An 11,305-nucleotide genomic window follows, 5' to 3' on the forward strand; every position below is an offset into this window, starting at 1 on the left:
TCAGCGGTCAGCGGTCAGCGAAATTATAAATACAACCTAATTCGTAATCAAAATGCTCAATAATAAAAAACGCGATTTAAAATCGCGTTCTCTATCGTAACTTTTATACTGACCGCTAAAAGTTTAAAACTGACAGCTCAAAAGCGTGTTGGGTTTCGCTTCGCTCAACCCAACCTACATTACAGCCCTAGTTCAGCCATAAAGTCGTCATCGGCATCATCTTGCTCTGCTTCTTTTGACTTAGCTTTCTCTTTTTGAGCCTTTTGTTTAGCTTCATTTTCAATAATATCATCTGGGTCTATGGCTTCTACAATGTCGAAGTCGTGTAGTTTAATAAACTCCGTTTTATCCATTGCCAGCTCTAGGTAAAAGATATTTTGGTTGCGCGTAGTAAAGGTTACGCGGCGTGCTTGAGGGCGATCCATTGTAGTATCTACCGATATTTGCACTTGCTTGTTGATTGCCATCATTTTTGGCTGGTTTTGTGTAATAGAAGTATGTAATTGCTCACGCACTTTAGAGGTAAAGTCGCCTACAATTTGGTTCATCAGCTCGCCCATTACATTTGAAACGTCATCGGATAAATGACTGTGGGCAATTTCTTCTTCAGGCATGCCCATATTGCGCATGTAATCGCCGTAAATTTCCATTGCCGCTTGCGCAGTAAAGTTGGTTACAACAAGGCCTGTAAAGCCACCATCAAATAATACAAAACAACCAATGTCTGGTCGCATACAGGTGCGTGTTATTTTTTGCACCATGGCGGAGTAGCTAATTTCGTTGCCACTGGCTGATGACAGGACCCCAGTCACTGAATGACATAGGGTTGCTAATATATCGTCTGTGCTAATTACCTTACTTTTGCTCATTTAACGTTCTCTTTTATACTTATTATTCATAATTCTAGCCAAGCTACTGAATTTATCACTGACTATCCAGCATAAAATGTTAAAATAGTGCCATTATTTTTAAAGAGACTGCCTTAGTGAGTATAAAAGACAGTATTTACGCCTCTGAGCAACAAGTAAAAGATTTTAGCTTTGACCAAAATGTGGTTGAGGTTTTTCCGGATATGATCCAGCGCTCTGTGCCTGGGTACGCCACCATTGTAAGCACTATGGGTAAATTGGCCGGTGAATATGCGCAAAGTAATTCAAACCTTTACGATTTAGGCTGCTCGCTTGGTGCGGTTACCCTAAGTATGCGCCGTAACATTCGCACCGATAACTGCCACATTATTGCTGTAGATAACTCCCAAGCTATGGTTGAGCGCTGTAAGGTACATTTACAAGGCTTTAAGTCTGACGTGCCTGTTACTGTAACTTTAGGCGATATTAACGAGCTTGAAATTCAAAATGCCTCGGTAGTGGCCATGAATTTTACCTTGCAATTTATTCCGCCTTTACAGCGCCAAGCCGTGCTTGAAAAAATTTACGCTAACTTAAAACCCGGTGGCGTACTACTCCTTAGCGAAAAAATTAAAGCCGAAAACGAACAGTGCGATAATTTATTAATTGATTTGCACCACGACTTTAAACGCCACAATGGATACTCAGAGCTTGAAATAAGCCAAAAACGTACAGCCATTGAAAACGTGATGCGCCCCGATACACTAAGCACGCACTTTAATCGTTTAAGCGACATTGGTTTTAGCCAAACGCAGGTGTGGTATCAATGTTTTAATTTTTGCTCAATGGTAGCAATTAAATAAAAAGAGTAATGTATGTCTCAATGGTTTAACCAATTTTACGCAGCAATTGCACAAAGCCCGCTTAGCCACTGGCTAGAAACCCTGCCCGGTCAATTAAAACATTGGCAAAACGAGGCAAGCCATGGCGATTTACCAAAATGGCAAAAAGTACTTAAAAATTTGCCTGAAGTAAAAACAACCCACGTTGATATTGCTACTAAAGTAGAAATTGGCGCACCGGGGGAAATGAGCGAAGGCGAGCAAAAACAAGCTACGCATTTATTAAAACGCATGATGCCATGGCGAAAAGGTCCCTTTACTGTACACGGTATTGAAATAAACACAGAGTGGCGCAGCGATTGGAAATGGGACCGTCTGCTTCCTCACATTGAGCCATTAAAAGGCCGTACAGTGTTAGATATAGGCTGTGGCTCTGGCTATCACTTATGGCGCATGCGCGGAGAGGGGGCAAATTTTGTTGTGGGTATTGACCCGTCTGATTTATTTTTGTGTCAGTTTCAGGCCATTAAACATTACAACCCAGATGAAAACGTGCATTTATTACCGCTAGGTGTAGAAGCCCTCCCCGAGCTTAAAGCCTTTGATACGGTGTTTTCGATGGGGGTGCTTTATCATCGTCGCTCGCCAATTGATTTTTTAGCGCAGTTAAAAGCGCAGCTTCGCCCAGGTGGCGAGTTAGTGCTTGAAACCTTAGTGATTGAAGGCGACGAAAACACCGTATTGGTACCTACTGACCGCTACGCAAAAATGCGCAATGTGTGGTTTATTCCAAGTACTGCTGCACTCAAACTGTGGATGGAGCGCGTTGGCTTTAAAGATGTGCAAATAAAAGATTGCGCAATTACCACGCTTGATGAGCAACGCAAGACCGACTGGATGGAAAACGAATCGTTAGTTGATTTTTTAGACCCAAACGATACCAGTAAAACCATTGAAGGTTACCCTGCTCCACTTAGAGCTATTTTAACTGCAAAAGCATAGCTATTAATTTAACGCCTTTAATTACTAAAAAAACGCCTACGGGCGTTTTTTTGTTTATTTAAACAACAGGCAGCGGACAAGTGTCCTTGTTAATTATTTCAAAACTATATTTGAGCTAGCCGCGCAGTTGCAATTGTTGTAAAATACGCGCGTTTCTAAGCTATCGAAAAGCAACCCCAAGCAATTATTTGAGGAAAACCTGTGAGCGAACAAAAACAGTCATTAAGCTATAAAGACGCGGGCGTAGATATCGACGCTGGTAATGCACTTGTTGAGCGTATTAAAGGCGTAGTTAAAAAAACGCGTCGTCCAGAAGTAATGGGCGGAATTGGTGGTTTTGGCGCTCTTTGCGAAATTCCAGAAGGTTACAAACAGCCAGTACTAGTAGCAGGTACTGACGGTGTAGGTACTAAACTACGTTTAGCTATCGACTTAAAAAAACACGACACTGTAGGTATTGATTTAGTTGCAATGTGTGTAAACGATTTAATAGTACAAGGCGCTGAACCCCTGTTTTTTCTAGATTACTATGCAACAGGTAAACTAGATGTAGACACAGCGGCCGATGTAGTAACCGGTATTGGTAAAGGCTGTGAGATTTCTGGCTGTGCCCTGATTGGCGGCGAAACAGCAGAGATGCCGGGTATGTACGATGGTGAAGACTACGACATGGCAGGCTTTTGTACCGGTGTGGTAGAAAAATCTAAAATTATTGATGGCACAAAGGTAGCTGCCGGCGATCAACTTATTGCGCTTGCCTCTAGCGGTCCTCACTCAAATGGCTTTTCTTTAATTCGTAAAGTGCTTGAAGTATCAAACGCCGATACCAACCAAACTATTGACGGTAAAACTTTAGGCGAGCATTTATTGGAGCCAACCCGTATTTACGTTAAACCGTTACTGGAGTTATTTAAGCAGGTAGACGTACATGCCCTATCGCATATTACTGGTGGCGGCTTTTGGGAAAATATTCCTCGCGTGTTACCCGATTCTGCAAAAGCAGTGGTTAAAGGTGATAGCTGGCAGTGGCCAACCGTTTTTAACTGGTTGCAAGAAAACGGCAATATTACTACGCACGAAATGTACCGCACATTTAACTGTGGTGTAGGCATGGTATTAGTAGTACCAAGCGATGCGCTTGAGCAAAGTTTAAGTATTTTAAAAGAGCTTGGCGAAAACGCTTGGCACCTTGGTGAAATTCACGATGCCGTAGCTGGTGAAGAGCAAGTTGAAATTGTAGGTGGTGCTAAGTAATGGCACCCATTCGCTTAGTGGTATTAATATCGGGTAGTGGTTCTAATTTACAAGCCATTATTGATGCCTGCGAGCGCGGCGAAATAAACGGGCACATAGCAGCTGTTATCAGCAACAAAGCAGACGCTTACGGCCTCGAGCGTGCAAAACAAGCAGGCATTGCTACAAAAGTGCTCAGTCATAAAGATTTTGACTCGCGCGAGGCCTATGATGCGCAATTAATGAATGTAATTGACTCTTTTATGCCAAATCTAGTTGTATTAGCTGGGTTTATGCGTATTCTTACTCCTAGCTTAGTGCAAAAATATGTTGGAAAAATGTTGAACATTCATCCATCTTTGTTGCCTAAGTATCAGGGGCTGAATACCCACCAAAGAGCAATTGATGCAAAAGACGATGTTCATGGCGTAAGTGTTCACTTTGTTACTGAAGAATTAGACGGCGGTCCGGTTATTCTTCAAGCGCAAATACCTGTACTCAAGGATGATACAGCAGAGACATTAGCTAAACGCGTGCACGAACAAGAGCATATAATCTATCCTTTGGTGGTCAAATGGTTCAGTGAACACAGACTTACGATGGAAGCAGATTATGCAGTTCTTGACGAAAAACAACTTCCTGCACACGGCGCGCACTACCCACAATAAAAAAATAAGTGCCCTGCTGTTATGTGTGGGCGCTTTACTTCCTACTAGCCTAATTGCAGGCGAACTAACAGAATATCAAGCCAGCTACGATATTTTACGTAAAGGTAAAAATCATGGCGAGGCTGTACGCGAACTTAAAAAAGTTGGTGAGCAAACATATCAACTTACTTATCACAGCAATATTGAGTGGATGATTTTCTCTGACAAGCGAGAAGAAACCTCTGTATTTACTTTTTTAGATAACAAAGTCACGCCACATCATTACAACATGGTACGTACCGGCACCGGCCCAGATAAAGATTATAAAATAGACTTCGATACACAAAATAAAGTGGTCACCAGCAGCACCAGCGAATACCCGCTAAAATGCGAATGGACTGACGAATTTCAAGATGCTATTTCGTACCAAGTACAAGTACGCGAAGGTTTAAAAAAAGGCGAAACATATTTTTCGTTTCCGCTTATTGATAAAAAAGGCAATCGCCGCGACTACAACTTTGAAGTGGTTGGCAAAGAAATGATTTCGCTGCCAATTGGCAACGTAGAAGCTATAAAAGTAAAACGTTTATACGATAACGATAAACGCCAAGCCCTTGCTTGGTTTGCGCCAGAAATGGACTACATGCTAGTACGTATGTGGAAAGGCGAAAAAGGCATGGAGCAGTTTGAAGTACAAATGAATTCATTTACGGTTACCCAACCTGTTTCTACTCCAGCCACTGGTAGCAGTGAAGTTAGGTCAGAAGCGCCGTAAACACGGTGATAGCAAACACAAAAAACGCGATTTTATATCGCGTTTTTTTGTGTTTAATTAGAGGCTGTTTAACTAAATTAGTTCGCCCATTTTAAATAACGCAAACTCCCCTGGCTCCATTTTTTGCCAACGTTCATCATTAGTAAGCGGCCTTGTTGCAATAACAGTTACCACATCGTTTGGGGTTGTCTCTTTTTGAAAGTCTACCACCATATCAGCATCAATTAATGTCGCTTTACCAAATGGCGCACGGCGCGTTATGTAATGTAAGTTATTTGTGCAGTAAGCTAAAACAAATACACCATCGGTCAACAGCATATTAAATACACCCTTTTCACGTAGCGTATTTGAAAGCTTTGCCGCGTATCTAAAAACAGAGGCCATATTAGAGGGGCGTTTTGGGTACTTTTCGCGAATTTTGTCAAGCAACCAACAAAATGCCAGCTCGCTGTCGGTGTTACCCACTGGGCGATAATACTCTGGCTTTAAATCATGATAGTTAGATAACTGGCCATTATGTGCATAGGTGATCTCCCTCCCCCAAAGCTCACGGGTAAACGGATGGGTATTTTCAAGGCACACTCGGCCACGGTTTCCTTGGCGAATATGGCTAATTACCGACACACTTTTAATGGGGTAGGCTTTTACCAGTTTGGCAATTTCTGATTGATAACTTGGTTCAGGATCTTTAAAGGTTCTACACCCTTTGCCCTCGTAAAATGTAATACCCCAACCATCTTTATGCGGGCCAGTATTACCACCACGCTCTAATAGGCCTGAAAAACTAAAACAAATATCCGTAGGTACGTTGGCTGACATGCCAAGTAATTCACACATTAATAAACTAACCCTTAAAAAATACGTATAAATAGCGCTTTAATTTACTGTGCACTACAACAAACATACTTACTTAAAAAAACTTTTTTGGCTAGCTGATTTACTGATTTTTAGCGCTTAAATAAGCGTTGTGATTGAATTAAACACAGTAGTGGTGCATGCTCGTCCCTCATAAAGGGAATTGTGATAAGCAAAATAGCAAGTTTGTCGTTAATTTAACACTGTAATGTACTTGAAACTTACGCTCACTAGCGCTACTCTAACTGAGGTGGTCTGACCTCTATTAAGGAATAAGCAATGACACTCATATTTACACTCGGTTTAATCGCACTGCTCAGCATCGCGGTTTACCACAGAGCGAGTTGGAACACAGCACTTGGTGTTTCTGCCGCAACTTTATTAATTGGTACCTTTGCGGGTGCTTTTGGTTTAATTAGCTGGTTGATCTTTTTGGTCATCGCGGTACCTCTTTCTGTTACTGGCATTCGTCAGCAATATATAATCAAGCCGATTTTTACTACCTTTAAAAAAGTAACGCCAAGCATGTCTGATACTGAAAAGTCAGCAATCGATGCAGGTACTACGTGGTGGGAAGCTGATTTATTTTGTGGTAACCCAGATTGGAAAAAGCTGCACCAATACCCAGTACCTAAACTCACTATTGAAGAGCAAGCCTTTATTGATGGCCCTGTCGAAGTAGTTTGTAGCATGCTAGATGATTGGGAAGCAACACACGAGCTTACCGATTTACCGCAAGATGTATGGCAATATCTAAAAGATAATAAATTCTTTGCCATGATCATCAAAAAAGAATACGGCGGTTTAGAGTTTTCTGCATTTGCACAATCATGTGTTCTGCAAAAGCTAACCAGTAAGTCTACCTTGCTTTCTTCAATTGTAGGTGTACCAAACTCGTTAGGCCCGGGTGAATTACTACAGCACTACGGTACTGAGGATCAAAAAAATCATTATTTGCCGCGCTTAGCCCAAGGCCAAGAAATTCCATGTTTTGCATTAACCTCGCCAGAAGCAGGCTCTGACGCAAGCTCAATTCCTGATTACGGTGTTGTGTGTAAAGGGCAATGGAACGGCGAAGAAGTGGTAGGTATTAGCCTTACCTGGAACAAGCGTTACATTACCCTTGCCCCTGTGGCCACTGTACTTGGTCTTGCCTTTAAACTGCAAGATCCAGATGGTTTACTAAGCGACAACAAAGAGCCAGGCATTACCTGTGCACTTATCCCAACTAACACACCAGGTGTTGAGATTGGTCGTCGCCACTTCCCGCTTAACGTACCATTTCAAAATGGCCCGACCCGCGGTAAAGACATATTTGTTCCTCTTGATTACATTATTGGTGGCCCAGAAATGGCTGGCCAGGGCTGGCGCATGCTGGTTGAATGTTTATCGGTAGGTCGTGCAATTACGTTGCCGTCAAACTCTGCCGGTGGCATTAAAACAATCGCAACAGCAACAGGTGCTTATAGCCGTATTCGTCGTCAGTTCCGTTTACCTATTGGTAAAATGGAAGGTGTTGAAGAATCGCTGGCTAAACTTGCAGGTTATGCTTACAGCTCAGATGCAGCAGTTAGCATGTCGACTGGTGCGGTAGATTTAGGTGAAAAGCCATCTGTTGTATCAGCTATTATTAAATACCACCTTACTGAGCAAATGCGCGAGTCGACCATTCATGCAATGGATGTACTTGGCGGTAAAGGGATTATGCTTGGGCCAAATAACTATTTAGGTCGTGGCTATCAAGGTGCCCCTATTGCTATTACAGTAGAAGGTGCCAACATCTTGACCCGTAATATGATTATTTATGGTCAAGGTGCAATTCGTTGTCATCCATTTGTACTTACAGAGCTTGGAGCCTGTGAAATTGAAGACCGCGAAGAAGCGCTTAACGTATTTGATAAAGCGCTAATGGGCCACATTGGCTTTACTATGTCGAACCTTGTACGTACTAAGTGGCTTGCCCTTACCGGTGCACGTTTTACCAGCGTACCTTACAAAGACGACACAGCAGAGTTTTACCGTATAGCATCACGCTTTAGTGCATCACTTGCCCTAATGTCTGACATTAGCATGGCAGTATTTGGTGGCTCGCTTAAACGTAAAGAACGTATTTCGGCACGTTTAGGTGACTTACTAAGCTACTTATACTTAGTGTCTGCAACGCTTAAACGTTACAACGACGAAGGCCGTAAGCAAGAAGATTTAGCCCTAGTAAAATGGAGCTGTCAGGATCATCTTTACCATTGCCAACGTGCTCTAGCTGATTTGATTAATAACATGCCGTCTGCTCCATTACGTGGCGTATTAAAAGTATTGTTATTCCCGTTTGGTCGCCCGGTTCGTAAACCTACCGACAAGCTTGAACATAAACTAGCACAGATTCTACAAGTACCAAGCGAAACGCGTAACCGTTTAGCAAGTTATGTTTACTTAAAAGATGAGCCACTAAATCTAGTTGGCCGTCAAGAGCAAACACTTAAAGATGTACTCGCTGTAGAGCCGTTATTTGAAAGAGTATGTAAAGAAAAAGGCGTTAAACTGCCATTCTTCCAACTTGATAAAGTAGCGCAAATGGGCCTTGAAGCTGGCATATTAAGCCAAGCAGAAGCTGATAAATTAGCTGCTGTAGAAAAAGCCCGTTTAGATGTAATTAACGTAGATGACTTTGACCCCGCTGATTTATTAGCAGGCAAAGCCGCACGTAAAAGCGAAGAAACAAAAGCAGATGCAGCTTAATTAACCAAGCTAAGCATGTGAATAGTAAAAGCCAGCGCCCTAGCGCTGGCTTTTTTGTACTCAATTTGACGTACCTAGCGCAATCGCTTTTAGCTCAATCAGTATTTTTAAATTATAAAACCTACCAAAACTTTAAAAGCTTACCAATTACTTATTTAATACACGCTTTGTAACACTTTATTAAGCCTTGAATAAGCTCCAATGCTTGCGTTTAAAAAACGTTCGAGCAACACTCAAATACGCTAACAACAATTCAAGGACTGTATTAATGAAAAAAAAACTTAAGTTTGGCGCACTAGCATGTGCAATTACACTTACACTCGCTGGCTGTAGTCAATCGAGCAATACAACACATGTTACTACTGAACAAACCTCACCAGCACAAACTATAAAAACCTACAGTGCCAAAACTTTTTTTGATACTACATCCATAATGGGCAGTAGTTTTTCACCAAGTGGTGATAAAGTTTTAGTCAGTAGCGATGAAAGCGGCATTTACAGTTTATACGAAGTCGATGTGAAAACCGGCAGTAAAACGCGCTTAACCAATTTTGAAGACAGTACCTACCCAGTTCGCTATTTTCCTAATGACGAGCGCGTATTATTTACCAAAGATTCAGGCGGTAATGAGCGCTACCATGTTTACGTGCGTGAAGTTGACGGTTCAATCAAAGATTTAACCCCTGGCGATGAAACCCGTGCTGGCTTTGCAGGTTTTACAAAAGATGGCAACCAATTTTTTATCACCAGCAATCAGCGTGATGCCAAATTTATGGATTTATATCGTGTAGATAGTAAAACCTATGAAGTTTCGCCTGTTTATAAAAATGAACAGGGATTGGATGTAGGTGCTATAAGCCCTGATGGACGCTTTATTGCCTTATCTAAAAATAATACAAACAAAGACAGTGATACATACATTCTCGATACTTATAAAAAAACACTTAAACCGCAACTCATATCTAAGCACGACACCCCTGCACAATATACGCCTGACACCTTCTCTGCTGATGGTAAATATTTATACTACTCTACGGACGCAAAAGGTGAGTTTTCTCAAGTGTGGCGCTATGAATTAGCCACAGGCAAACATACACCGGCTTTAGAAGATGAGTGGGACGTAACCTTTATCTATTTCTCTAAATCTGGCCGTTACCAAGTAAGTGGTGTCAATGCAGATGCCAGTACTAAAGTCACTGTGCAAGACACTAAAACAGGTAAAAACATTGCCATGCCAAAGCTACCTGCAGGTAATTTGCGCAGTGTAAACTTCTCTAGTGATGAAAAAACGATGGCGTTTTATTTAAACTCTGATACTTCGCCAAGCAATTTATTTGTTTGGCAAGTGGGTAGTAATAACGCTAAGCAGCTAACGAACACATTAAGTGAAGAAGTAAATCAAGACGATTTGGTGAAGAGCACTATCGTTCGCTTTAAAAGCTTTGATGGCTTAGAAGTTCCAGGCGTGCTGTATAAACCTAAACAAGCTAGCAGCACCAATAAAGTACCTGCTTTAATTTGGGTGCATGGTGGCCCTGGCGGGCAAAGCCGTACAGGTTATAGTGCTGCACAGCAACACTTAATTAACCATGGCTATGCTATTTTTGCCGTTAATAACCGGGGTAGCTCAGGGTATGGCAAAACATTTTTTCATTTAGATGATAAAAAGCACGGCACCGACGACTTACAAGATATTGTGTACGGAAAAAAACACCTGCAGAGTTTAGATTGGGTCGATAGCGAAAAAATTGGCATTATGGGAGGTAGTTACGGCGGATTTATGACCGCAGCAGCCCTTGCCTTTGAACCTGAAGAATTTAAAGTAGGTGTTAATATTTTTGGGGTTACTAACTGGGTAAGAACGCTTAACTCAATTCCACCATGGTGGGAGAGTTTCAAAAAGGCCTTATACGATGAAATGGGCGACCCTGCAACAGATGGCGAACGTCATCGTGCTATATCGCCACTATTTCACGCTAAAAACATTACAAAGCCTTTAATGGTAATACAAGGCGCTAATGACCCGCGCGTTTTACAAGTTGAAAGCGATGAACTCGTAGCCGCAGTCAAAGCCAATGGCGTTCCAGTAGAGTATGTATTGTTTGAAGATGAAGGCCATGGTTTTACTAAAAAAGAAAACCGTATCAGCGCTTCTAACGCTTATTTAAACTTTTTAGATACTTACTTAAAGTAGTTACCTGTTTAACTAAATTAAATTAGTTTATGAATAAATGGCCTGTGCTTAAGTTTAAGAGTGCAGGCTTTTTTTGATAGCTGATAGCCAAAGAGTAATTTGTAAAATTATTTAACTAAGGATTTTATAAGCTTGCTATTGAGGAAATAACAAGTGGCGGAGTGGACGGGACT

At 41.7% G+C, this 11,305-nt stretch carries 9 protein-coding genes; 7 read left to right on the top strand and 2 right to left on the bottom strand.

The window, feature by feature from the left end:
- Positions 1 to 179: 179 nt before the first annotated feature.
- Positions 180 to 869, bottom strand: a complete 690-nt coding sequence (locus tag CWC16_RS18040; RefSeq protein ID WP_055013885.1) for a DUF3334 family protein — start codon at positions 867 to 869, stop codon at positions 180 to 182.
- Between the two features lie 116 nt (positions 870 to 985).
- Between CWC16_RS18040 and cmoA the strand changes: the two genes are divergently transcribed.
- From cmoA to CWC16_RS18065, 5 genes are all read left to right on the top strand, one after another.
- Positions 986 to 1,711: a carboxy-S-adenosyl-L-methionine synthase CmoA gene (cmoA, locus tag CWC16_RS18045; RefSeq protein WP_004588942.1), complete on the top strand. Its 726-nt coding sequence runs from the start codon at positions 986 to 988 to the stop codon at positions 1,709 to 1,711.
- Positions 1,712 to 1,723: 12 nt separating this feature from the next.
- Positions 1,724 to 2,692: a tRNA 5-methoxyuridine(34)/uridine 5-oxyacetic acid(34) synthase CmoB gene (cmoB, locus tag CWC16_RS18050; RefSeq protein WP_138542532.1), complete on the top strand. Its 969-nt coding sequence runs from the start codon at positions 1,724 to 1,726 to the stop codon at positions 2,690 to 2,692.
- 201 nt (positions 2,693 to 2,893) lie between these two features.
- Complete coding sequence (purM, locus tag CWC16_RS18055) at positions 2,894 to 3,946, top strand: phosphoribosylformylglycinamidine cyclo-ligase (RefSeq protein WP_138542533.1); 1,053 nt, start codon at positions 2,894 to 2,896, stop codon at positions 3,944 to 3,946.
- Positions 3,946 to 4,593: a phosphoribosylglycinamide formyltransferase gene (gene purN / locus CWC16_RS18060; RefSeq protein WP_004588939.1), complete on the top strand. Its 648-nt coding sequence runs from the start codon at positions 3,946 to 3,948 to the stop codon at positions 4,591 to 4,593. Before purM ends, purN begins: the two co-directional genes overlap by 1 nt.
- 16 nt (positions 4,594 to 4,609) lie before the next feature.
- A complete protein-coding gene (locus CWC16_RS18065) occupies positions 4,610 to 5,347 on the top strand; it encodes a DUF3108 domain-containing protein (protein WP_055017291.1) in 738 nt (245 codons plus the stop codon).
- 72 nt (positions 5,348 to 5,419) lie between these two features.
- On the opposite strand, the gene CWC16_RS18070 is transcribed toward CWC16_RS18065, so the two are convergent.
- Entirely contained in the window at positions 5,420 to 6,184 is a 765-nt protein-coding gene (locus tag CWC16_RS18070; RefSeq protein WP_138542534.1) for a class II glutamine amidotransferase, read from the bottom strand.
- Between the two features lie 297 nt (positions 6,185 to 6,481).
- Here CWC16_RS18070 and fadE point away from each other — a divergent pair, with 297 nt between their 5' ends.
- Positions 6,482 to 8,938 carry an acyl-CoA dehydrogenase FadE gene (gene fadE / locus CWC16_RS18075; RefSeq protein WP_138542535.1) on the top strand — a complete coding sequence of 819 codons (2,457 nt, stop codon included), beginning with the start codon at positions 6,482 to 6,484 and terminating at the stop codon, positions 8,936 to 8,938.
- A 268-nt stretch (positions 8,939 to 9,206) separates the two neighbouring features.
- Positions 9,207 to 11,132 carry an alpha/beta hydrolase family protein gene (locus tag CWC16_RS18080; protein WP_138542536.1) on the top strand — a complete coding sequence of 642 codons (1,926 nt, stop codon included), beginning with the start codon at positions 9,207 to 9,209 and terminating at the stop codon, positions 11,130 to 11,132.
- The last annotated feature ends 173 nt before the right edge of the window (positions 11,133 to 11,305 follow it).

This window comes from Pseudoalteromonas sp. S3776, assembly GCF_005886915.1.
Taxonomy (GTDB): domain Bacteria; phylum Pseudomonadota; class Gammaproteobacteria; order Enterobacterales; family Alteromonadaceae; genus Pseudoalteromonas.

Coding starts and splice junctions, on each gene's coding strand:
- CWC16_RS18040 (WP_055013885.1), bottom strand. CDS start 869: ATGAGCAAAAGTAAGGTAATTAGCACAGACGATATATTAGCAACCCTA.
- cmoB (WP_138542532.1), top strand. CDS start 1,724: ATGTCTCAATGGTTTAACCAATTTTACGCAGCAATTGCACAAAGCCCG.
- purN (WP_004588939.1), top strand. CDS start 3,946: ATGGCACCCATTCGCTTAGTGGTATTAATATCGGGTAGTGGTTCTAAT.
- CWC16_RS18070 (WP_138542534.1), bottom strand. CDS start 6,184: ATGTGTGAATTACTTGGCATGTCAGCCAACGTACCTACGGATATTTGT.
- fadE (WP_138542535.1), top strand. CDS start 6,482: ATGACACTCATATTTACACTCGGTTTAATCGCACTGCTCAGCATCGCG.
- CWC16_RS18080 (WP_138542536.1), top strand. CDS start 9,207: ATGAAAAAAAAACTTAAGTTTGGCGCACTAGCATGTGCAATTACACTT.